At 62.1% G+C, this 22,675-nt stretch carries 21 protein-coding genes and 1 tRNA gene; 8 read left to right on the top strand and 14 right to left on the bottom strand.

Annotation, left to right across the window (positions count from 1 at the left end):
- Positions 1-82: 82 nt before the first annotated feature.
- From EDC35_RS05080 to EDC35_RS05045, 8 genes are all read right to left on the bottom strand, one after another.
- Entirely contained in the window at positions 83-319 is a 237-nt protein-coding gene (locus EDC35_RS05080) for a hypothetical protein (RefSeq protein ID WP_132976135.1), read from the bottom strand.
- Positions 316-3,108: a chemotaxis protein CheA gene (locus EDC35_RS05075; RefSeq protein WP_132976134.1), complete on the bottom strand. Its 2,793-nt coding sequence runs from the start codon at positions 3,106-3,108 to the stop codon at positions 316-318. The genes EDC35_RS05080 and EDC35_RS05075 overlap by 4 nt, the downstream gene beginning before the upstream one ends.
- Positions 3,105-3,476, bottom strand: a complete 372-nt coding sequence (locus EDC35_RS05070; RefSeq protein WP_132976133.1) for a response regulator — start codon at positions 3,474-3,476, stop codon at positions 3,105-3,107. The genes EDC35_RS05075 and EDC35_RS05070 overlap by 4 nt, the downstream gene beginning before the upstream one ends.
- Positions 3,473-4,333, bottom strand: a complete 861-nt coding sequence (locus tag EDC35_RS05065) for a CheR family methyltransferase (protein WP_243651444.1) — start codon at positions 4,331-4,333, stop codon at positions 3,473-3,475. The genes EDC35_RS05070 and EDC35_RS05065 overlap by 4 nt, the downstream gene beginning before the upstream one ends.
- The gene (locus EDC35_RS05060) at positions 4,323-4,949 is read right to left on the bottom strand and encodes a HEAT repeat domain-containing protein (RefSeq protein ID WP_132976131.1); all 627 of its coding nucleotides are present in this window, start codon (positions 4,947-4,949) and stop codon (positions 4,323-4,325) included. Before EDC35_RS05060 ends, EDC35_RS05065 begins: the two co-directional genes overlap by 11 nt.
- Before the next feature lie 141 nt (positions 4,950-5,090).
- Positions 5,091-6,176, bottom strand: coding sequence for a chemotaxis-specific protein-glutamate methyltransferase CheB (gene cheB / locus EDC35_RS05055; RefSeq protein ID WP_132976130.1), 1,086 nt, complete (start codon positions 6,174-6,176; stop codon positions 5,091-5,093).
- 37 nt (positions 6,177-6,213) lie between these two features.
- Positions 6,214-7,788 carry a chemotaxis protein CheW gene (locus tag EDC35_RS05050; RefSeq protein ID WP_132976129.1) on the bottom strand — a complete coding sequence of 525 codons (1,575 nt, stop codon included), beginning with the start codon at positions 7,786-7,788 and terminating at the stop codon, positions 6,214-6,216.
- 14 nt (positions 7,789-7,802) lie between these two features.
- Positions 7,803-9,719 (bottom strand): methyl-accepting chemotaxis protein, encoded by a 1,917-nt coding sequence (locus EDC35_RS05045; RefSeq protein WP_132976128.1) that lies wholly within the window; start codon positions 9,717-9,719, stop codon positions 7,803-7,805.
- Positions 9,720-9,977: 258 nt separating this feature from the next.
- Here EDC35_RS05045 and mnmA point away from each other — a divergent pair, with 258 nt between their 5' ends.
- From mnmA to fdxB, 8 genes are all read left to right on the top strand, one after another.
- Positions 9,978-11,093: a tRNA 2-thiouridine(34) synthase MnmA gene (gene mnmA / locus EDC35_RS05040; RefSeq protein WP_132976127.1), complete on the top strand. Its 1,116-nt coding sequence runs from the start codon at positions 9,978-9,980 to the stop codon at positions 11,091-11,093.
- Between the two features lie 67 nt (positions 11,094-11,160).
- On the top strand, positions 11,161-11,793 hold the full coding sequence (gene hflD, locus EDC35_RS05035) for a high frequency lysogenization protein HflD (RefSeq protein ID WP_132976126.1): 633 nt from the start codon (positions 11,161-11,163) through the stop codon (positions 11,791-11,793).
- Positions 11,794-12,192: 399 nt separating this feature from the next.
- The gene (nifE, locus tag EDC35_RS05030) at positions 12,193-13,623 is read left to right on the top strand and encodes a nitrogenase iron-molybdenum cofactor biosynthesis protein NifE (protein ID WP_132976125.1); all 1,431 of its coding nucleotides are present in this window, start codon (positions 12,193-12,195) and stop codon (positions 13,621-13,623) included.
- Between the two features lie 87 nt (positions 13,624-13,710).
- The gene (gene nifN / locus EDC35_RS05025; protein ID WP_132976124.1) at positions 13,711-15,108 is read left to right on the top strand and encodes a nitrogenase iron-molybdenum cofactor biosynthesis protein NifN; all 1,398 of its coding nucleotides are present in this window, start codon (positions 13,711-13,713) and stop codon (positions 15,106-15,108) included.
- Between the two features lie 101 nt (positions 15,109-15,209).
- Positions 15,210-15,641: a NifB/NifX family molybdenum-iron cluster-binding protein gene (locus tag EDC35_RS05020; RefSeq protein ID WP_243651442.1), complete on the top strand. Its 432-nt coding sequence runs from the start codon at positions 15,210-15,212 to the stop codon at positions 15,639-15,641.
- A gap of 299 nt (positions 15,642-15,940) precedes the next feature.
- Entirely contained in the window at positions 15,941-16,414 is a 474-nt protein-coding gene (locus EDC35_RS05015) for a NifX-associated nitrogen fixation protein (protein WP_132976122.1), read from the top strand.
- 4 nt (positions 16,415-16,418) lie between these two features.
- The gene (locus EDC35_RS05010; RefSeq protein ID WP_132976121.1) at positions 16,419-16,634 is read left to right on the top strand and encodes a CCE_0567 family metalloprotein; all 216 of its coding nucleotides are present in this window, start codon (positions 16,419-16,421) and stop codon (positions 16,632-16,634) included.
- A 187-nt stretch (positions 16,635-16,821) separates the two neighbouring features.
- The gene (gene fdxB / locus EDC35_RS05005; protein ID WP_132976120.1) at positions 16,822-17,130 is read left to right on the top strand and encodes a ferredoxin III, nif-specific; all 309 of its coding nucleotides are present in this window, start codon (positions 16,822-16,824) and stop codon (positions 17,128-17,130) included.
- 73 nt (positions 17,131-17,203) lie between these two features.
- Here fdxB and pth read toward each other — a convergent pair whose 3' ends face one another.
- From pth to EDC35_RS04975, 6 genes are all read right to left on the bottom strand, one after another.
- A complete protein-coding gene (gene pth, locus EDC35_RS05000; protein WP_132976314.1) occupies positions 17,204-17,788 on the bottom strand; it encodes an aminoacyl-tRNA hydrolase in 585 nt (194 codons plus the stop codon).
- A 194-nt stretch (positions 17,789-17,982) separates the two neighbouring features.
- Complete coding sequence (locus EDC35_RS04995; RefSeq protein WP_132976119.1) at positions 17,983-18,588, bottom strand: 50S ribosomal protein L25/general stress protein Ctc; 606 nt, start codon at positions 18,586-18,588, stop codon at positions 17,983-17,985.
- Between the two features lie 104 nt (positions 18,589-18,692).
- Positions 18,693-19,646, bottom strand: coding sequence for a ribose-phosphate diphosphokinase (locus EDC35_RS04990; RefSeq protein ID WP_132976118.1), 954 nt, complete (start codon positions 19,644-19,646; stop codon positions 18,693-18,695).
- Between the two features lie 55 nt (positions 19,647-19,701).
- Positions 19,702-19,776, bottom strand: a tRNA-Gln gene (locus EDC35_RS04985).
- A 63-nt stretch (positions 19,777-19,839) separates the two neighbouring features.
- A complete protein-coding gene (gene ispE, locus EDC35_RS04980; RefSeq protein WP_243651439.1) occupies positions 19,840-20,718 on the bottom strand; it encodes a 4-(cytidine 5'-diphospho)-2-C-methyl-D-erythritol kinase in 879 nt (292 codons plus the stop codon).
- Positions 20,715-22,517, bottom strand: coding sequence for a tetratricopeptide repeat protein (locus EDC35_RS04975; protein WP_132976117.1), 1,803 nt, complete (start codon positions 22,515-22,517; stop codon positions 20,715-20,717). The genes ispE and EDC35_RS04975 overlap by 4 nt, the downstream gene beginning before the upstream one ends.
- Between the last annotated feature and the right edge of the window lie 158 nt (positions 22,518-22,675).

Raw genomic sequence — 22,675 nt, 5'->3', positions numbered from 1 at the left:
TTGAAAGACACTGTCCATCCTGGAAAATCCTGTTAATCCTGTCTGAATAGTCTTGTTCGCCGGCTGCGAACGCGGTTTCATTTCAGATCGTCAGCGCGGACTCCAGCCAGAGGCGCAGCGCCGCATCTGCAGGCCAGACCTGAATCACCGGCTTCGCCGCCATCAGCACTTGCAGATTCGCCGCATGCAGATGGACACATGCCCCCAGATCCACCTTGGCCGTCGGCTTTTTTTGCAGCCATTCCAGCAGACCTTCCGCCTCCTCGACGGTCACCATGTCACGCAGCACGGCCAGATTGCGTTTGAACTCAATGGTCATGACAGCATCTCCTTGACATTCAACACCATCAGCACCGAGCCATCGCCCATCAGGGCGGAACCGGCGTAAGCCGACAGCCCGCCCAGCACGCCAGTCATGGGCTTGAGGATAATATCCTGCGTCTCGCGGAAATCATCGACCAGCAGACCGACCGACTCATCGCCCAGACGCACCACCAGCACGGCCAGTTCATCGTCACCGTTGACCTGAGGGGCGGCGTCGAGGCCGAGCAGGTCATTGATGGACTTGAGCGGCACGATCCGCCCGCGCAGCACCGTGGTCAGGCTGCGCTTGATGGTGCGGATCGCGGCGCGGCGCACCCTTACCGTCTCCACCACGCTATCCATGGGCACACCAAAACGCTGACCATCCGAAACCACGATCATGACGTTGGTCACGGCCATGGACAAGGGCAGCGACAGACGCAACCGGGTGCCCCGCCCGCACTCGCTGGTCAGCGAAACCGTGCCGTTGACCTTTTCCACCGCATTGCGGACCACGTCCATGCCGACCCCCCGACCCGAGAGATCGGACACCTGCTCGGCGGTCGAAAAACCGGCGGCGAAGACCAGATTGACGGCCTCCTGATCGCTGATACGCTCCAGGAGCGTCTCGTCGATCAGCCCCTTGGCGTAGGCCTTGCGTTTGATGACACCGGGATCGATGCCCTTGCCATCGTCGCGAATCTCGATCAGCACCCGGTCGGATTCCTGCGCGGCGCTGATGGTCAGGGTGCCGGTCGCCGGTTTGCCAGCGGCGCGGCGGACCTCGGGCGACTCGATCCCGTGGTCCAGGCTGTTGCGGACGATGTGCATCAGCGGATCGGCGAGCGCCTCGATGATGTTCTTGTCGGCCTCGGTGTCCTCGCCTTCGAGAACCAGATTGACCTCCTTGCCGAGCTTGCGCGAGATGTCGCGCACCAGACGCGGGAAACGCTGAAAGACAAAGGATACCGGCATCATGCGCACCTGCATGATGGCGTCCTGCATCTCCTCGGCGATGCGGTTGATGACGGCGTAATGGCCCTTGATGTCACGCGAGAGTTCGCGTACCCCGAATACCGCCTCGGCGCGTCCGGCCAGATAGGGCAGCGCGTTCTTGGCGACCACCATTTCGCCGATCAGATTCATCAGGCGATCAATCTTGGCCTGATCGACCTTGAGACTTTTGGGACCGGCAATGGCGTCCTCGGCACGGCGCCCGAATTTGAGCTCGCTGTCCGGCTCGGGTTGAGTGGCCGGGGCTGGCGCCGGCTGGGTGTCGGTCGGCGTCACCGGCATTGCCGGCTGCACCGGAATATTCGCCTTGAGTCCGGCATCCGCCAGCCCGTCCAGCGGAAACCAGTCATCGAGCCAGGCCAGGAGCGCGTCACCACGTTCCTCCGCCAGGGCGCGCGCGACAGCCGCATCCAGTTCAGGCAGCGCATCCGCCGCGCCAGCCGCCCGCAGACAGCCAGACAGCGCAGCGGCAGCGGCACTGATCCGGCCCGACAGCCAGACCGGCTGATCGGACAACGCCAGAATCTCGCGTTGCGTGGCAACGATGGCCGTCAGCGCCGCCGCTGCGTCAGACGGCAGGATGGGTAGAGCGGAGCGAAACCCATCATCCGCCGACGGTTGGTCCGCAGCCGCCGAGGCCTGATCCGGCTGAGCTGGTTTGCTGGATGCTGTCGCCACCTGGCTGGGGCTGTGGGCAATAGCAGCGTCAGCATGATGGGTTTCGCCGCGCTCTACCCATCCTGCAGCACGCCAGTCAGGCGTGGTCAGGCTGTTCAGGGATTCGACCAGCGCGCCGAGCACGGCGCGGTTGTCGGGCTCGCTTTCCAGCACCAGTCGCAGCCAGCGCAGGGCCGAGGCGATCCAGAGATCAGGGCTGGAGAGTTCCAGCATGGTGCCGGCATTACGGGCCAGACCGGCCAGATCGCCAGCGGCAAGCAGGTTCCGGGCGTCGGTCGCAAAGTCGTCGTAAACCGGCCCGCCGTTCGTGTCGCCCTGGGGCAGCACCAGCGCAAATCGGGACACCGGCGTGAACGTCACCTGATCCGCGACATAGCGATACTGTTCTTCCAGTGCGGCGCGGGGGGCGGCTGTCAGCAGACAGAAATCCAGCAGACAGCAGTAGGCGTCCAGTTCGGCCAGCGGCGGCCAGGGATCGCGGGCCTCGATGCCACCCCACAGCAGATCGGGTGTCTGACGCACCTGGAAAAAGGGATCGTCGCCCTGATAGAAACACTGTTCGGACGGGCGATAGACGAGCCAATGCAGCGATGCGCCCGCGCAGGCGCGACGATAGGCGTCCATGCGCGCGGCTTCCGGAAGCCTGTCGAGCGCCAGATCGGGAAAATCTTCCGCCAGCTCTGCGACGCTCGCTGCGGCAGCCGGCGGTGACGATTCAGCCGGCTCATCGGACGCGATCAGCTCGCGCAGCCCTTTCACCAGATGCACCGAAGCGGCGGCATGGCGCGCCGTCTCCCCCTGCCCGGCCTCGATTTCCTCGCAGAGCAGACCGACGAAATCCATCGCCTCCAGCAACCGGTCGGCAAGGATGCGCGAATAGGCGACCCGACCGTTGCGCACCGCATCCATGAGGTCTTCGCCCGCATGTAGCACGCGCGTCATCTCGGGAAAATCGAACAGACCGCTGTTGCCCTTGAGGGTATGCACCAGCCGGAACAGCTCGGTCATGAGTCCGGCATCGTCCGGCGCGTTTTCCAGTTGCATCAGCTTGTCGCCGATGCCCTGCAACACATCCCGCGCCTCAGACAGGAACTGTTCGAGCAATGAATTCATGGACAAACCTCGCCCAACAGCAGCCGCACCTGGATCAGGAGCTGGTTCGGTCTGACCGGCTTGATCAGATAGAGATTGGCGCCGGCTGCATAAGCCAGCCGCGCGTCGCTGGCCTCGGCCTCGGTCGAGATCATGATGGCCGGTGCCTGGGGCAGATCCAGGCCGCGCAGCTCGCGCAAAAAGCCGTAACCATCCAGTTTAGGCATGTTGATATCCACCAGATAGAGATCGAATGGCGAGCGGAGCGTTTTTTCCAGCCCCTCGATCCCGTTCATCGCCTCTTCCACCGTGAAATTCGCCGCTTCGAGGATTTCGCGGTGATAGAGACGCACCGTTGCCGCGTCATCGACAATCAGGATGCGTTTCATGGTGTCTCCAGGGGGCGTTGATAGACGATGGCATTGGTGAACTTGCGCACTTTATAGAGTGATGAACTGCGACTCATGGACTCTGAATGACCAAGACAGATGAAACCGCCAGGCAACAGGGCGTCGTAGAAGGTTTCGGTCGCGGTCTTGCGCGAGACATCGTCGAAATAGATCAGCAGATTGCGGCAGAAAATCACGTCGAAATCACGGTAGTTCCGGGTATCCGCGCGTTCCGACAGATTGACGCGGGTGAATTCCACCGACTGACGCAGATCATCGCTGATCTGATAACCCTCGGCGCGACGCTTGAAATAGCGTTTGAGATAGTCTGGCGGCAGATACTGAACCGATCGCTGCGAATAGAGTCCCTGACGTGCCTGGGCGAGAATGCGGGTGTCAATGTCGGAGGCGATGATTTCCACATCCCAGTGATGGATGCCGACCCAGCGTTCCAACAGATAAATGGCGATGGAATAGGGTTCCTCACCGGAAGAGGACGGCATCACCCAGATGCGGATCGGGCGGCGGTCGGTCTTGCGGGCGACGATTTCCGGCAGGAGCGAACCGACCAGGCACTGAAACTGATACTCCTCGCGGAAAAAATAGGTTTCATTGACCGTCATCAGATTGGTCAATGCCTGCAACTCATCCCCATTGACCTGAAAGCGCAGCAGCATGAAATAGCCGCGAAAGGAACCGGTGCCGGTGGCCGCGATGCGCTCGACCAGACGCTTATCGACGAAATAACGCTTGGACGAATCAAACTGAATGCCGGTTTTGCGATAAAAGAACTCGCGAAATTTCTGGAAATCGCTTTCAGTGATGATCGGATCGACCGTCTCCGGATCAGGATTCACACAAACGCTCCAGAGCCAGATCGGCGGCAAACCGGATATAGGGTTCATTGGCGAAGCGCGCCTTGAGACGCAGCAGGCTTTCGCGGGCGGCCAGCGTGCCGATCTCGCCCAGCAGATCCACCGCTGTGGCGCAGACATTCACATGCGGATCGTGATCGATGACGGCGATCAGCCAGGCCTCCACTTCGGGATAGCAGAAGGATTCGAGGATATTCACCGCAAAGATGCGGACATCGGGGTCCGGATCGGCGAGCAGCCCGCGCATGATGGGAGCCACCGCATCGGGCAGTTGCCGCATTGCCTCAATGGCCTCGTTGCGCAGCGCCGCGTCCTCGCTGCGTAAACACTCCACCAGCCCCGCTACCGCTGCCGCATCGCCCAGGCCGGTCAGGGTGGTGACGATCACTTCGCGCACCGAGACATCCGCCTCCTGATGCAAACGCTCCACCAGGACAGGGGAAATATCCGGACAATCCGCCAGATCACGGGCCGCCCAGCGTCGCACCGTCGGGTCGGGATCGGTCAATTGAGCGAGCAGACCCGCGCAGTCGCGCGGATGTCTGCGCACTTCCTCAGTGACGGACTCGGGCGTTGGTTGTGTTTTGATGAGGGCCATTTTTCAGTCGTCAGTTGGCAGTTGGCAGTTGGCAGTAAAATTGACGCGCAAGCCGATCAGCATGGCGGAAATTTCTCTCGTTTCAGCAAGCTAGAGGCGACCTCGTTCTTTTTCGATATAACCGGTTGCCAACTGCCAACTTTAAACACCCGCCCAGCTATTGACCTGCCCGGCGATCTTGTCAGCGTGCAGCACCAGACTGGCGCCGCCACGTGCAATCAGCTCCGCCGGCATGCCGAAGACCACAGCGGACTGCTCGGATTCGGCGATGGTGCGCCCGCCGCGTTTTTTGATCTCGGCGAAGGCATCCGCGCCGTCATAACCCATGCCGGTCAGCATGATGGCGACGACCCGCGCCGGATCGCAGTACTCCAGCACCGAACGACCCAGCAGCTCCACTGAGGGATGCCAGAGAAAATCGCGACTCTCCGGTTTGGCGAGCACGGTGAGTTTGCCGCCACGCTGTCCCACGACCATGTCCGCCCCACCCTTGCCGATATAGATGGTGCCGGGCTCGACCGGCTGAGGATGCGCGACTTCAATCACCCTGAGCGGGCACAGGCTGTTCATACGGTCGGCGAAGGGACGGGTGAATGAACCCGGCATGTGCTGCGCCACCAGCACCGGCCAGGGAAAGTCCGCCGGCCAGCGGGGCAGAATATCCTCCAGGGTGCGCGGCCCCCCGGTCGAGACGCCGATCACCACCAGTCCCTCGCCCGCGATGCCACGCCGCACGGCAAGCGGTCTGTCCGGCGCTGCGCCCTGGGCGCGCAGGGCCGGCCTGGCCCGCTCCTCCCGCAGGCGCTGGGCCAGTCCGCCGCTCTTGACCTTGAGTCGCGCACGCGCCGCCGCGCGCACCTTGGAGACCAGTTCGACGCTGATCTCGTCGATGGAGAGCGAAATGGTCCCGCCAGGCTTGGCCAGATAATCCACCGCGCCGAGATTGAGCGCCTCGAAGGTCGCCAGCGCGCCCTGCTCGGTCAGTGACGAGACCATCACCACCGGCACCGGGCGTTCTGCCATCAGCAGCGAGAGCGCGGTGATGCCGTCCATCTCCGGCATATTGATGTCGAGCGTCACCACATCCGGCTGAAAGGCGCGGTTTTCCTCCACTGCCTCCCGTCCGTTGCGCGCCTGACGGATCTCAAAGTCGCCTTCCGCCTGAAACACATTGGTCAACTGACGACGCATCAGCGCCGAGTCATCGACGATCAGCAGTTTGATCATGCTGCCTTGGGTCTCCCCTGTCCGGGGCGCGGCTCGCTCATGCCGCCAAACCCGCCAAACCCGCCAGCTCGCCGCTCTGAATCAGTTGGGTCGGCTCGATCAACTGCACCAGACGCCGCTGTTTTTCCAGATTCGCCATGCGCGCCAGCAGCTTGGACTGCTCACCGGAGAGTTGCGGCGCGGGTTCGATGGCGGTCTTGGGGATCTTGAGCACTTCCGCCACCGAATCGACGATAAAGCCGGTACGCGCACCCTCGATCAGAAACACCATCACGCGCTGCCGATCCGAACGCTCCGCTTCGGGCAGGCCGAGGCGACGACGCAGATCGATCACCGGCAGCACCGTGCCGCGCAGATTGATGACGCCTTCGACGAAGGCGGGCGCCCTGGGCACATGGGTCAACTCGTCCGGAACCCGCACGATTTCCTGCACGCTCCCGATCGGCACCCCGAATTCCTCTTTGTCGAGACGGAAGACCACGACCTGCTCGTCGTCGTCCGCACTCTCATCCTCACGCTCGTCGTCGATGGCCCGCTCGTCGTCATGCAAGGTCTCCACGGTCGTCAATGCCTCCTGAATCACCGAATGACGGAACAGATTGTCGGTTGAAATGATCGATACCAGACGCTTGCCGCCATCCAGCCGGCAGATGTCGGAGATGTCGGCCAGATCGCCCTCGCGCGCCAGCAGACCGGGCATCGGCTCCACGTCAGACCGTGCGACCCGCAGCACTTCATTGACCCGATCCATCACCACGCCAACCGAGGCCGCACCCAGCGCGACCACGACGATGCGGCTCTGTTCGTCGGCGTCGCGCGACGGCAGGGCGAACATCCGGCGCAGGCTCACCAATGGCAGTAAACGGTTGCGCAGACTCATGACGCCAAGCACATGCGCCGCCGAACCGGGAACATGAATGATCTGTTCGGGAACCTGCACGATTTCCTGCACGTTTTCGATGGCGATGGCGTATTCCTGACCGGCGACCTCGAAACTCACCAGTTGCAGTTCATCGCTGCTGACCTCATCGTCGCCCCCGGTCTGACCCATGAGACCAGCGGTCACGGCAGTGCCGAGGGTCGTATGGGCGATCTCCGCAAATTCCCGCCCGATCAGTTTGGCGAAATCCAGCACCATGATCATGGCGTGGCCATCGACATCCTTGATGAGACCGGACAGCAGCTCGGTGTCCACCGTGCCGCTGATCGATCCGACCGGCTCGATCCGGCCCGGCTCGACGCCGACCACGCTGGCAACCCGATCCACCACGAAACCCAGGGGCTGACCGAGATCGATCACCAGGGCGCGGGTCGTGTCGTCATGCGCGCGCTCGGCAAAACCGAAGAGATGACGCAGCGAAATGATCGGCAGCACCTTGCCGCGCAGATTGGCCAGCCCTTCCAGGCTGGGCGGGGCCAGCGGCACCCTGACCACATCGGGCACACGGATGATCTCCTGTACCGGATGCATATCGACGGCAAAGACCTCATCGCCCGCCAGGAAGGTGACGAATTGCCGGATATCGGAGGTCTGTTCGTCGAAATCCCCGTCTGCGGGATGCGATCCTGTGGCTGGTCGCGCCAGCGTCTCGGCTGAGATGTCTGAGGTCATGGTCGCCTCCCGGCTCAGGCGCTTTGCAGTTCGTCGGCAAGCGAAGCGATTTCCTCGACCGCAGCGGCCAGCTCTTCGGCCCCCTGCGATTGCTGTTTGGCGGCGGCGGCGGCCTCGGTCGCCGCCTTGTCAGCCTCCTGGGCGGCGGCAGAAATCTGCTCGACCCCGGTCTTCACCTGCGCGATGGCGGCGGCGATTTCATTGGCGGCGGTCAGGATCTCCTGGGTGCTGGTTTCGACGACCAGGATATCCGAGTCGATGACGGCCAGACTGGTCGTGGTGGTCTTGGCGCGCTCCACCTCACTCAGCGCACTGGCTACGATCTCTTCCAGATCACGCCCCACCACGCCGATCTGATCCTGCACCGCCTTCACCAGGTCTTTGATGTTGTCAGCATTTTCAGCCGAGTCGTGGGCAAGGTTACGGATGTCGGTGGCCACCACCACAAAACCCTTGCCGAACTCGCCGGCCCGCGCCGCTTCGATGGAACCGTTGACCGCCAGCATATTGGTCTGAATGGAGACCGTGGTAATGGCATCGACGATCTTGTCGATACGCCGTGACACCAGCTCCAGATCCTTGATCTGTCTGATGCTGGAGCGGGAGGCATCGGCGGCGGCCGAAATCCCCGCCACCAGCGTCTCGACCGTGGTCTTGTTGACGCCCAGCAGCGCCTTGATCGCCGCCACCTTTTCGGCGCCGACAGCCGCGCGGGCCTGAGCCAGTTCCAGCCCCTTCTCGATCTGGGTGATGGCGGCGGCCGATTCCTCAGTGCCGGCAGACTGCACCTCGGCGCCTTTGCGGATCTGGTCGATGGCGATCATGATCTGGGTGCCGGAGCGATTGATCTCCGACACGGCGGAGGACAACTGCTCGGCGGCGGATGCAACCTCTTCCGCACTCTTGGCAACATCGGTGGAGGTCTTGAGATCTTCCGCCAGTTCGGACAGCGCCTGCGCCGCCTGTTCGCATTCGGCCAGCGCCTGCGCCTGTTCGGCGACGGTCTTGGCGGCCTCTTCAGCGGCGGCGGACTGTTCCTCGGCGGCAGCGGCAATGTTTTCCGATCCCTTCAGCGCCTGCGCGGCAGCGGTACTGGACTGCTGGGCACCGCTGGCAATTTCCTGCACGCCTTTGGCGATCTCGGCGGAGTCGAGCCGGATCTGTTCCAATTGGACGGTGATGGTCTTGCCCTTTTCCGCCTCCTCCTCGACGGTTTTGGCCGAACTGCCGATGCCCTCGGCGATGACCTTCACCTCGCCCTGAATCTGTCCGACCAGATCCTGGATCTGTTTGGCGCTCTTCTCGGAGGTCTCGGCCAGGGTACGCACCTCGTCAGCGACGACAGCGAAACCTTTGCCATGTTTGCCGGCGCGCGCCGCCTCAATGGCGGCATTGAGCGCCAGCAGATTGGTCTGGTCGGCGATGCGCGCCACGGCCTTGACGATATCGCCGATGCTGGCCGCCTGCTTTTCCAGCTCGGCCACCCGTTCCACCGAGGCCGTCTGGCGTTGCGCCGCGACCCCGACATTCGCCACCAGTCCGGAGATCTCGACGCCCGTCCTGACGACCAGCGCCTGAGTGGCCTCGGTCTTGGCCTGGCTGGCCTCCGCGCTGTGCAACTGGCGCACGATGGCTGCCTCGACCATTTTGAAGGCCGACAGCGACTCCTGCGCCGCACCGGACGCCTCCTCGGCGCCGGTCGCGATCTGATCGGAGGCGCGCTTGAGTTCCTCGGCAGCGGAGGCCGCCTCGTTGATCCCGGAGGACAACTGGCCGGTGGCTGCGGCGATGCGTTCGGCCGCCTGCTGCTGCTTGGCCAGGGTGCGTGCGCGCTTGCGCTGGGCCTCGGCCTCACGCGCCGCCACAGCGGAGGTCTTGCTTTCGGCTGCGCCTGCACCAGCCGTGGTCAGGGATTTTTTCACGAGGGCCATGCGGTGTCTCCTGCTGCGGGTGCGAATGGGGGCACATGCTTATATATATGAACGAAACGCTGTAACGCTACTCCACGAATTCGCGGTTTACAACAGGCCTGGCAGTTGGCAGTTGGCAGTTGGCAGTTGGCAGTTGGCAGTTGGCAGTTGGCAGTTGGCAGTTGGCAGTTGGCAGTTGGCAGTTGGCAGAAAAAATTATGCGATCCCATTCCATCGTGGCAAGCTCAATCTGACGACTGACGACTGACGACTCAAAACATGAATCCCGAACCATCCTTTGCCTCGCCCAAACGCATCATCGTCGGCCTCTCCGGCGGTGTCGATTCAGCCGTCGCCGCCCACCGTCTGCTCGAACAGGGCCATGCGGTCGAGGCGCTGTTCATGAAGAACTGGGAGGAGGACGACCGCGCCGGCTACTGTGCGGCGGCTGAAGATCTGGCCGATGCCAAAGCGGTCGCCGAGCGGCTTGGCATCCGGCTGCATACCGTCAACTTCGCCACCGAGTATTGGGATCACGTCTTCGAGACCTTTCTCAGCGAATACCGGGCGCTGCGCACACCCAATCCGGATGTGCTGTGCAACAAGGAAATCAAGTTCGCTGCCTTTCTCGATCACGCGCTCGGTCTGGGCGCGGATGGCATCGCCACCGGACATTACGCACGCATCGAACACGACGACCGGGGCTATCATCTGTGCCGCTGCGCCGATGAAGACAAGGACCAGACCTATTTCCTGCATCTGCTCAATCAGTCGCAACTGGCCCGCGCGGTCTTTCCGCTACACGATCTCACCAAGCCCCAGGTCCGCGCCATCGCTCGCGAATTGGGACTCAGCAATGCCGCGAAAAAGGACAGCACCGGCATCTGCTTCATCGGCGAACGACGCTTCCGCGACTTTCTCGCCCAATACCTGCCGCGCGAATCCGGCCCTATCGAAACCCCGGACGGGGTGCGGCTCGGCGAACATCAGGGGCTGGCCTATTACACCCTCGGCCAGCGTCAGGGTCTGGGCGTGGGCGGCGTGGCGGGCGGACGTGAATCACCCTGGTATGTCGCTGCCAAGGACACCGCGCGCAATGCGTTGATTCTGGTGCAGGACAGCCAGCATCCGCTGCTGATGTCGCCGGGACTGGACACCCTGACCCCGCACTGGATCGCCGGACAGGCGCCCGGCGCACCACCTTTCCGCTGCCAGTGTCGCTTGCGCCATCGTCAGCCCTTACAGGATTGCGAGATCCTGAGCGCCGACCCGAGCGGCTGCCGGGTGCGCTTTAGCGAACCGCAGCGCGCCGTGACGCCGGGACAATCCATCGTTTTTTATCATGGGGACGAATGCCTGGGCGGCGCGGTCATTGAGCGGGGATGGCCAACCTGAGTCTTTGCGCTCGCCGCGCCTTCGGGTTCAAATGTCGCCTTGCCAATCATCCAGAGACCCCAGTCCGATGCCCCACGACAATCTTGACCGCGTCATCGCCCTTGCCGGCATCTATCAGGCCGCCAACTGCGTGATGCAGATCGCCCGCCACGGCAGCGCCGACACCGACAAGATGGAACCCTGCATCCACAGCCTCTTTCAGGTCGATGCGGAGACTGTCGATGCCGTCTTCGGCGAACCGGGCGCGGTCGCCAGCGGCGCCCGTCAGATCATCGCCCAACTGACCGGTCAGCCCGAACGCAACCTGGAACTGACGCGCTATGTGGTGCTGCTGATGCGGCTGGAGCGCAGCCTCGCCAAGCGCCCCGACCTGCTGGCGCGCATCGGCGCAGGCATTGATGCCGCGCTGACCAAGCGCGAACACTTCGCCCTGCTGCACCCCAACATCCTGGCTCACTTCGCCGACCTCTACAGCGAGACCTTGAGCAAACTGGAACCACGCATCCTCGTTCAGGGCGAATCGCTGCATCTGCGCAATCCGGACAACCAGAACCGCATCCGTGCCCTACTGCTCGCCGGTGTCCGCGCCGCCATGCTGTGGCGTCAGATCGGCGGCAACCGCTGGCAGATCCTGTTCAAGAACAAACTGATCCTGGCGGATGCACGGCGTTATGTCAGCGATCCGCATCCGCGCGGCTGACAGGCTGCGCAGCATTTTGAGCCGCAAAGGCGCCAGGGACGCAAAGACAAACGGGATGTGGCTGTTCCGTTGTGCGTCACCCGTCGGCTACCCTTCTCCGCCAGGATCAGATTCTGAACGCCTTTGCGTTCTTTGCGCCCTTTGCGGTTCAACTGCTTTTTCAGGTTGATTGTCGCGAATCCGACAGCCAACCCGGCAACCCCTGCCACACGCAGACAAACCTCCCAAACCAAACGTGGTCTCGACTCATCCTCATCGAACCGACAGCATCGCAAGTAAATTACTAAAACAACGGCTTACGCCACACCACCGACCGCCATCTGACGACTGCCAACTGACGACCATAAACTGGCATGCCCTCTGCTTAAAAACCCCATAGCGACCGCCCCGAGAGTTTCCATGAAACAGAAAGACATCTCCGCCCTGCTCGACGAGCCGGCCTGCGCGCACAATCAAAAGGCCAAATCCGGTTGCGCCAAACCCAAACCGGGGGCGACGGCGGGCGGTTGTGCCTTCGATGGGGCGCAGATCGCGCTGCTGCCGATTGCCGATGTCGCTCATATCGTCCACGGCTCCATCGCCTGCGCCGGTAACTCCTGGGACAACCGGGGCACCCGCTCCACCGGCCCGACGCTCTATAAGATCGGCATGACGACCGATCTGACCGAGCAGGACATCATCATGGGGCGCGGCGAAAAGCGGCTCTTCCATTCGATCAAGCAGGCCATCGACAGCTATCAGCCGGCGGCGGTCTTCGTCTACAACACCTGCGTCCCCGCACTGACCGGCGACGACATCGGCGCGGTCTGCAAAGAAGCGCAGCAGCGCTGGGGCACACCGGTGGTGCCGGTCGATGCCGCCGGATTCTATGGCACCAAGAACCTCGGCAACCGCATCGCAGGCGAGTCGATGGTCAAGTATGTCTGCGGCGGTCGCGAGCCCGATCCTATTCCCGACGGCATCGAAAGGGACGGCTTCAAGGTCCACGACATCTGTCTGGTCGGCGAGTACAACATCGCCGGTGAACTCTGGCGCGTGCTGCCACTCTTCGACGAGCTGGGTCTGCGCGTACTCTGCACCCTCTCGGGCGATGCCCGCTTCCGCGAGGTGCAGACCATGCACCGCTCGGAGATCAACATGATGGTCTGCTCCAAGGCCATGATCAATGTCGCCCGCAAGCTCAAGGAAGCGTTCGGCACGCCCTGGTTCGAGGGCAGTTTCTATGGGGTCGCGGATGTCTCCCAGGCGCTGCGCGACTTCGCCCGGATCATTGACGACCCGGACCTGACCGTGCGCACCGAGGCGCTGATCGCCCGCGAGGAGGCCAGGAGTCACGCCGCGCTGGAGCCGTGGCGCGAGCGTCTGCGCGGACGCAAGGTGCTGCTCTATACCGGCGGGGTCAAATCCTGGTCCATCGTGTCGGCGCTTCAGGATCTGGGCATGACCGTGGTCGCCACCGGCACCCGCAAATCGACCGAGGAAGACAAGGCGCGCATCCGCGAACTCATGGGCGAGGACGCCATCATGCTGAACGAGGGCAACCCGCGCACCCTGATCGACATGGTTCGCGACAATGGGGTCGATGTGCTGATCGCCGGGGGACGCAATCTCTACACGGCACTCAAGGCGCGAATCCCCTTTCTCGACATCAATCAGGAGCGCGAATTCGGCTATGCCGGCTATGCCGGCATGGAAGAACTGGCACGCCAGCTCTGTCTGACCATCGAGAATCCGATCTGGGAAGCGGTGCGCCGTCCGGCACCCTGGGTCAGACCGATTTCTGTCCCCAATGAAATGAAAGCCATTCATCAGACAGGATTAACAGGATGAACAGGATTAAAAACAAGCGGCTAAAAAATCCTGTCAATCCTGTTAATCCTGTCAAAAGCAATAGACCGATTGCCGTGGAGACCCGTCATGCCTGAGATCGTCAAGCGCAAAAAGGCCCTCTCGGTCAGTCCGCTCAAGGCCAGTTCGACCGTGGGTGCGGCACTTGCCTTTCTCGGCTTCAACCGCGCCATTCCCATGCTGCACGGCTCGCAGGGATGCAGCGCCTTCGGCAAGATCCTCTTCGTCCGCCACTTTCGCGAACCCATTCCGCTCCAGACCACAGCCATCGATCAGGTCAGCGCCATCATGGGCAGCCAGGAAATGGTGGTCGAAGGTCTGAAGACGATCTGTGAGAAGAACGCGCCCGATCTGATCGGCGTACCGACCACGGGTCTGACGGAAACGCAGGGCGCCGACATCCAAATGGCGGTGCGGGCCTTTCGCCAGACCTGCCCGCAGTTCGACGCCATCCCGGTGGTCGCCGTCTCGACCCCGGATTTCACCGGATCCATGGAGTCAGGTTACGCCGAAGCGACCCGCGCCATCATCGAAGCCCTGGTACCGACTGCCCAAGAGGCGGGCACGCAGCCTGGTCGCCGTCGTCGGCAGGTCAATGTGCTGGCCGGTTCGTTCCTGACGCCCGGCGATCTGGAGCATCTGAAAGACCTGATCGAACTCTTCGGCCTTCGCCCGGTGGTTCTGCCCGACCTCTCCGATTCGCTCGACGGACATTTGCCCGAGACCGATTACAGCCCGCTGACCATCGGCGGCGCACTGGTCAGCGAACTGGCGACGCTCGGCGATGCACTGGCGACGCTGGTGATCGGTGCCTCAATGGACGCCCCGGCTGATGCGCTCAAGTCGCGTACCGGCGTGCCCGATCATCGCTTCAATCATTTGATGGGCCTGGATGCGGTCGATCGCCTGATCGCAACCCTGGCCGACATCGCCGCCGTCCCGGTACCGGCCAAGATCGAACGCCAGCGCGCCCAGCTTCAGGACGCCATGGTGGATTGTCACTTCATGCTGGGAATGTCGCGTTTTGCCATCGCCGCCGATCCCGATCTGCTGGTCGGTCTGACGCAAATGCTGGCCGGACTCGGTGCCGAAACCGTTGCTGCTGTCAGCCCGATCAACGCGCCCGTGCTGGCGCAGGCCGTCTGCGAAGAGGTCAAGATCGGCGATCTGGAAGACCTGGAACTCGCCGCCCGTGCCAGGGGCGCCGAGGTGCTCATCACCAACTCGCACGGCGCCCAGACCAGCCAGCGACTCGGCATTCCGCTGCTGCGCGCCGGCTTTCCGCAATACGATCTGGTCGGCGGCTATCAGCGCACCTGGATCGGCTACCAGGGGACGCGAGCGACCCTGTTCGATCTGGCTAACCTTATCCTGACCCAGGAAAAGGGCGAGATCCATCCCTATCGGTCGCCGCTCAAACAGTGGCCGGCCAACGAGCGCACCGGGGATATCAAACACGCGGCGTAGGATGGGTAGAGCGCAGCGAAACCCATCATCAGGACGAGTAATCACTTATGACCGTGGAACGACGCCTGAGAATCCTGAACTGTTGCAGCGAGACAAAACAGATGGACACCGCCGTCAACGTGGCCTTTGCCACCTCTGATCGCAAAGTGATCGACCAGCATTTTGGCGCGGCGGAATCCTTCGCCATCTATGCCATTGACCGGAATACGGCCAGTCTGATCGAGGTCGTCCAGTTCGGGCCGCTCGACATGGACGGCAACGAGAGCAAGCTGACGGCCAAGATCGATGCGCTGGAGGGTTGTGTCGCCGTTTACTGCCAGGCTATCGGTGCCTCAGCGGTCAACCAGCTGCGTGCGCGGTGGATTCAGCCCATCAAAGTCGCAGCGGACACATCCATCACTCAAACGATTCGCGCACTGCAAACCGAACTGCGCGAAGGCCCGAACGCCTGGCTCGCCCGCGCCATTGAGAATCGACAGGCCGGACGCGCAAGCCGTTTCGATGCGATGGAAGCCGAAGGATGGGACGAATGAGCTGATCAAGTCTTTTCGACAGGATTAAACCGCGTCCAGTGCGACATGCGTCATTTTCATTTTGTGTTTAGCTTTGGCGATGTCGTCGATCTCAGTGGAGACGCGGTTTAAAATTTATATTTTTAATATCTTAAACCGCGCCCGCGCGAACGGTCGTCGATTCTGCCAAAGCCGACTCAATCCCCAACGGTCACATACCGCACTGGGCGCGGTTTAACAGGATTTTTAAACGCTTGTTTTTCGAAGTTTTAATCCTGTCAATCCTGTTAATCCTGTCTATTTTTAAAGAGGTCATGACCATGTCTGAAACACTCGAACCGATCATTGAAAACGAAGGCTTGCTAAAAAGCGATTTCGTGATCGAAATGGTGCGCCAGATGCGCGCCATCGATCCCTATGGCGCCTACGACTCGCTCTCCACGACCGAGATCCTGGAGCCTTTCGTTCTGACCAAGGAGAAGAAGCGCGAGATCCCCATCATCGGCGACCCGGACGAACTCGTCATCGCGCGGGTCAAGGTCTTCTATAACGCCATTTCCGCCATGATCGAGGCCGAATGCGGGCTGATGGCCGTGCCTCTGGTCAACTTGACCCACGAAGGCTTTGGCCGGGCGATCATCACCGTCGGCAAGCTGGTGGTCATGGACCGCACCCTGCGCGATGTCCATCGTTTCGGCTTTCCGAGTCTGTCCAAGATGAAGGACGAGGCCGACAAGATCCTCTCCGTCGCCCTGGAACTCATCGGCACCCATTCCAAAGTGGCGGGACTCTGAGCCAATGACCGACGACGAACTCAAGACACTCGAAAAGGCGGTCAGCAAGGCCAAGCGGATCGCGAGCGAAAGGGCCAGCGAACTGCACGATCTGGTCGAAGATCGCCTGCCCGCCGCCTATGAAGAAATCCCCGGTATCGCCCAGGCGACCTATGACGCCTGTGTGGCCTGGGCCGAGGCCAGCGCCCGGCTCAGGGAAGCGCAGGCTGCACTTGGGTGATTTCCTGAAAAATCCATGCCTGATATTCGCCTCGAACAGGCAGGATTAACAGGATTTTCAACTATTTGTTTTCAATCCTGTTAATCCTGTCCATTGACGACATTTCAGGCAGGCAGAGATTTTCCTGGAAAACGCCCTGACCACTCACCACTCACCACTCACCACTCAAATTTTCGGAGACCGAATCATGTCCGTCATCACCGGCATCACCCGGGGCGGCGTCGAATGGACGCCCGCCTTTGTCGTCGCGCTCAACCAGAACGTCTGCATCGGCTGCGGGCGCTGTTACAAGGTCTGTCCGCGCGATGTTTTCGAGTTGATTGATCGTGACGATCTCGATCTCGACGACATGGAAAGCGGCGATGACGATTTCGACGAAGCGCCCGGCATGGTCATGAATCTCAAGGATCTGCTCGACTGCATCGGCTGTCAGGCCTGCTCGCGCGTCTGTCCCAAGAACTGTCTGTCGCATGAAGCGCAGGCGATTGCGGCATAAGGGCGCGTCGATTCTGACCTGCCGGCAATCCCGGGCCAGCGATCAAGTCCTGCGGCGGGACTGACAGGACTCTCTATCGCTGGCGATGCAAACGATTCATCGCCACTTGAAACTTCGCCGCGACGAGATCAGGCAGAACGGATTCGGCGTCGGTCAGAAGGTCGCGGATCTGCGTGTCCTCCTCACGTGAGGGGCGGCCCAGCACGTAACCCGTGACCTGGGTGCGATCACCCGGATGGTCGATGCCGATCCGCAGACGCCAGAAATCGCGCGTCCCCAGCATGGCAATGGTGTCACGCAGACCATTGTGGCCGGCATGCCCGCCACCCTGCTTCAGACGCAGGGTACCGACCGGCAGATCCAGTTCGTCATGCGCAACCAGAATCTGTTCAGGGGAAATGGCGAAATAGCGCATCACAGCCGCCACGGACTGGCCGCTACGATTCATGTAAGTGGAAGGCTTGAGCAGGCGCAGATCGGCCCCGGCCAAGGAGACGCGGCAGAGTTCGCCGTGAAACTTCGGCTCGGCGCGAAAGGATTCGCGGCAGGCACTGGCGATGGCATCGACGAACCAGAAACCGACATTGTGACGGGTCGCTTCGTATTGCGCCCCCGGGTTTCCCAAGCCGACGACCAGGCGGATACCGGCATCGCTCATCGTAAAAGACCCATCATGGCGGAATGGGAGCAGACTGGTGCAGCCGTGCAGATGTTCCGAGACCGTCTGATCATTATCGTTGTCGTTGTCGTAATCGAAGATTCGCAAGCCAACGACAACGACAACGAAGGGCTCGGGATTTCTTAAGGTGCTGCACCAGATGCCCGCGCAGCCTCACGCTCCAAACTGGCGAGTTAGGCCGTTGCGCCCTCTTCCGCCTCGTCGCTGCCGCCGCGCGCCGCATGGACGGTGACGATGGGCAGGTCGGCGTCGGGGGCATGAGCGAACTCAACGCCAGCCGGCAGTTGAATCTCGGACAGATGAATACTGTCGCCAATCTCCATGGCCGCCATTTCGACCGCGATGAACTCAGGCAGATCCTTCGGCAGACAGGTGATCTCGATTTCAGTAATGTGATGCGAGAGCTGACCGCCAAGCTTCACGCCTTTGCAGGTCGTCTCATTGACGAAGTGCAGGGGCACCACCATCCGCAGCTTCTCATCCTGCGAGACCCGCATGAAATCGACATGCAGCACGAAGGGCTTGGCCGGATGCCGCTGCATGTCCTTCAGAACGACGGTCGTGGTCTCGTCGCCAATCTTGAGATTGAGCACATGCGAATAGAAGGCTTCGTGCTCCAGATGCTTGAGCAGCTCATTGTGAGAGACGGTCAGCATTTCAGGTTCACGATGGGCGCCATACACGATAGCCGGCACCAGACCCGTGCGACGCAGGCGGCGGCTCGCACCCTTTCCTGTCGTCGCGCGCGGCTGCGCAATCACGTCGAAATTCACACTCATGTCGTTCTCCAGTCTAATGAAACGAAAAGCGCCGAAATCCCGCGACCAGGATCCCGACGCCCGCACAGTGACGCGCACAGGCGCGCCGATTTAAGCGATGACACCTACTCCACGAACAGCGAGCTGACCGACTCTTCGTTCGAGATGCGCCGCATGGTTTCGGCCAGGAGCTCGCCGATGCTCAACTGACGGATCTTGCCGCAGGCCTTCGCCTCCGGACGCAGAGGAATGGTGTTGGTGACGACCAGTTCGTCGAGTTGCGAGGCGGCGATGTTAGCGACCGCCGGCCCGGACAGCACCGGATGGGTGCAATAGGCGACCACCATCCGCGCGCCATGCTCTTTCAGCGCCTCGGCGGCGCGGCAGAGCGTACCGGCGGTATCGACCAGGTCATCAACGAGGACGCAGGAACGCCCGCGCACATCGCCGATGATGTTCATCACCTTGGCTTCGTTGGCCCGGGGACGGCGCTTGTCGATGATGGCGAGATCCGCATCGTCGAGCAGCTTGGCCAGCGCCCGGGCACGCACCACGCCGCCCACATCGGGCGAGACCACCATCAGATCGTCATACTTGCGTCGCCAGACATCCCCCAGCAGGATCGGCGAGGCATAGACGTTATCGACCGGGATGTCAAAGAAGCCCTGGATCTGGTCGGCATGCAGATCGACGGTCAGCATGCGATCAGCCCCCGACTGCCCGATCATCTTCGCAACCAGCCGGGCCGTGATGGGCACCCGCGCCGAGCGCGGACGGCGATCCTGTCGGGCATAGCCGTAATAGGGGACGACGGCAGTGATCCGCTTGGCCGAGGCCCAGCGCAGGGCATCGATCATCACCAGGAGTTCCATCAGGTTGTCGTTGGTGGGCGCGCCAGTGGGCTGGACCACGAAGACATCGCGGCCACGCACGTTCTCCTGGATCTCGGCCATGACTTCGCCATCGCTGAACTGACCGACAACGGCCTTGCCGAGCGGAACATTCAGGTGGCCGGCGATTTCCGTTGAGAGATCCGGGTTGGCATTGCCGGAAAAGACCATCAATTGGCTGGCAGGCACGGGCGTTTTCCTGTCTGCGCGATCACGGGGTCGGTCGCGAGGTCATCATAGAAGTTGGCTGGGGCGCCAGGATTCGAACCTGGGGATGCCGGGATCAAAACCCGGTGCCTTACCGCTTGGCTACGCCCCATTAAAGAGTGGGTGCTGATCTTAATTCTGGATGCGTCATGGCGTCATGACGATGTCGGGGTCTTTAACCCGTCGCAACAGCCTGATCGAGACGATCAAGCACAGGCGAGCGGTTCAGCCCCTGCGCAACGAATCCGCGCATCTGCGCAGGAATCTGCCGACAGGCCGCCAGTGCACTGTCGCGGTCAGCGAAGACCGCAAAGACACAGGCCCCGGTCCCGGTCAAACGACCGCCTCCCCATGCGGAGAGACAATCGAGCGCGGCGGCAACCTCAGGATAGTCACGACGCACCACGGGGAGACAGTCATTGCGGACATCCCCGCCCAGAAAGTCGGCTAGTGTGATGAGTTCGGAATCCCGTGTCAATTGCGGATGCGTAAAAACCGCCCGGGTCGGCACCGCACAGGGCGGTGTCAGCACCAGATACCAGGGCTGCGGCAGCTCGACCGGCGTCAGCCGCTCGCCCACGCCCTCGCCCCAGGCGGCGCGACCACGCACAAAGACCGGGACATCGGCGCCGAGCGGCAGCGCAATCGCGGACAGCGCGTCTTCATCGAGCCCGGTCCCCCAGAGTTGATTCAGCGCCACCAGGGTGGTCGCGGCATCGGAGCTGCCACCGCCCAGCCCGCCGCCCATCGGCAGTCTTTTTTCGCAGCGGATGTCGGCGCCGAGCGTGCAGCCGGTCGCCTGCTGAAGCGCACGGGCCGCACGCACCGTCAGATCCTCGTCCTCGGCGACCCCGGCGACCGCGTTGAGACGCCGGATCCGGCCATCCTCGCGCAGGTCGAACCAGAGACGGTCACAGCGATCAATGAACTGAAAGACCGTCTGCAACAGATGGTAGCCATCGGCACGGCGACCGACGACACGCAGCGTCAGATTGAGCTTGGCCGGCGCCGGCCAGGCCAGCCCTGCATCCATCATGCTCGGTTCACTCGTCATTTCACGCCATCCTTCGGTTTTGCCTGCTGACCGGCTGCATTGGGATCGACATCGGTCTTCGAGAGCCGATAGCGCCCGATCACCGCCTGGAGATAGTCATTCTCGGGGTGCGCCTTCATCGCCGCATCCCAGACCGACCAGGCTTCCGTCCGCCGCTCCATCGCCCACAGGACTTCACCCAGATGGGCGGCGATTTCGCCATCGTCCAGTTTATCCAGGGCGCGCCGCAGATAATCGTGCGCCTTCTCATAATCTCCCAACCGGTAATAGACCCAACCCATGCTGTCGAGGATCGCTGGCTCGTCCGGCTTGAGCGCGTAAGCCTTCTCGATATAACCGCGCGCCTCATGATAACGGTTGGTCCGATCAGCCAGCGTATAACCGAGGGCGTTCAAGGCATCGGCATGTTCCGGCTCGGCCTTGAGGATGCGCCGGAAATCACGTTCGGCGAGTTGGATCTGATCGCGTTTGACCGCGTGAAGCGCACGCGCATAGAGCAGATTCAGATCATCCGGATAGGCCGCCAGCGCCGCATCGTAGACCGCCATCGACTCGTCCGCCCGCCCGACCTCATCGAGGATCTCGGCCTCCACCAGATAGAGCGCAATGGCATTGTCGGGCACATCGTCGCGCAGCCTCTGGATGATCTCGCGCGCCTGTGCGATCTCACCGGACCTGGCGCGCAGCAGCGCGAGACGGATCTGGGCATCGGCTGCATTGGCGCCATCGACCTTGCCGTACCAGTCGATCGCATCCTGGACATTCTCCGCGCGCTCCGCTGTCTGAGCGAGATAGAAGGCCGCATCGCCCCGACGCTCACCGCTGTCATAGAGCCGTGTGAAAGCCGTCCGCGCACCATCCAGGTCATTGAGCTGAAGCGACAGGAGGCCAACCGCGAAGAGTGCATCCGGGTCATTTGGATGATTCAACAGCAGTCGCCCGAAGACCTCGCGTGCGGTAGTGAACTCCTGTTCATCGACCAGAAACTGACCGTAGAGCATATGCAGACTCTGATCGCCCGGACTCTGACTGACGAACGCTTCGAGCAACGCCCGCGCCTCAGCCCGTTTGTTTTCTGACAGCAGCAGCTTCACCAGAAAGAGACGCGGCTGATTCCAGTCCGGGCGCAGCTCCAGCGCACGCCTCGCCGCCCGCTCGGCGATTTCCAGCCGCGCGGCGCTCGCCGCCACCAGCGCCAGCGACTGCTGCGCATCGGCGCTCTCGGGAAAGCGACTGATCAGAGCCTGCATGAGCGCCACCCGCTGATCCGGGTTCGGCACCCGCGCGACGATGGCAGCAGACTGTGCATAGACCGATTCCGCCGCGCCCGCCGAGAGTTCCACCAGACGCGCCAGATGCGTCAGCGCCCCCTCCCGATCCTCCGCCTTGATGCGCAGAAAGGCCGCCACCTGATGGGCTGACGGCGCGTCGGGCGCGAGTTCCAGCCAGAAATTCACACCCTCTGCGGCGGCCTGATCGTCATTGCTGCTCACCGCAGCGCGCAGCGCCAGCTCGGCCATCAGCGGTGAGCGGGTGAGCCGGGCGGCCTGGAGATAGTTGACGAAGGCGGTGGCCATATCACCCCGCCGACCGGCGATCTCGGCGACCAGAATCGCGTAGACCTGATCGGCGTCGAGACCTGTGACAGCCGCTACATCGCTGGCGGCGGCATCGGCCATCGCTACAGGCATTGATGCGGGCGGTGCCGGATCGGCGAGCGCCAGCGCCGGATCAGGACGAGGCAGCAGCAGAATGGCGGCGAGCCCCGCCGAAAACAGGCGCGAGGTGAGACATGTCATGAGTGTGAATCCCGCTAAAAATCCTTCGGAGCCAGCCTTCAATCTGAGATTCCAGTCCAGTGAAGCGGTTCCGTGAAAAATTGCTGCCATTATGCCGTTTTGTATCGGCAGAATGCGCGACTAAATCGCGTGGTTCGACCCGGCACCACGCGCCTGAG

It is taken from the genome of Thiobaca trueperi (assembly GCF_004342175.1).
In the GTDB taxonomy this organism is placed as follows: Bacteria; Pseudomonadota; Gammaproteobacteria; order Chromatiales; family Chromatiaceae; genus Thiobaca; species Thiobaca trueperi.
Note: the sequence above shows the minus strand (reverse complement) of the source record. Positions and strands in the feature narration are given on the sequence as shown.